This window comes from Stenotrophomonas maltophilia group sp. RNC7, from assembly GCF_030910085.1.
Taxonomy (GTDB): domain Bacteria; phylum Pseudomonadota; class Gammaproteobacteria; order Xanthomonadales; family Xanthomonadaceae; genus Stenotrophomonas; species Stenotrophomonas sepilia.
Map to the genome: position 1 here is coordinate 1 of NZ_JAVFVN010000378.1, position 425 is coordinate 425.

The following is a 425-nucleotide window of genomic DNA, read 5'->3' on the forward strand; positions in this document are numbered from 1 at the left end:
ATATCCACGTTGTCGCTCGTATGAAGGAAAAGCGCGTTTTCGGCAGCGCATTGAATCTCGGCTGTGTCCTCAAGGACCACAATCCGATCACCAGGAGCGGTCTCGATAATCTCGGCGATAATAGCGTTGGCAAGAGTTGTCTTGCCCGATCCGGTTCCCCCCGAGACAACGATGTTGAGTCTCTCACGGGCCGCATTCCTCAGGAGACCGGCTTGTGCCGACGTCATTACATTCGTTCGAACGTATTCCTCGAGCCTGATAAGTCGCGATGCACGACGCCGGACAGTAAAGGCTGGCGCAACGACAACCGGAGGCAACAATCCCTCGAAACGATGTCCGCCAATCGGCAATTCGCCCGATATGATAGGCCGATCCCTATCGGCTTCAGACCGCAGGGCATGGGCAACGCTTCCGATGATGATCTC

The 425-nt window shown here is 55.8% G+C and carries 1 protein-coding gene; it reads left to right on the top strand.

The features are described 5' to 3' along the window. Positions 1 to 20: 20 nt before the first annotated feature. Positions 21 to 425, top strand: a 405-nt coding sequence (locus RCF13_RS06675; protein ID WP_308140978.1) for a hypothetical protein, incomplete at its 3' end; no start/stop codon positions are given.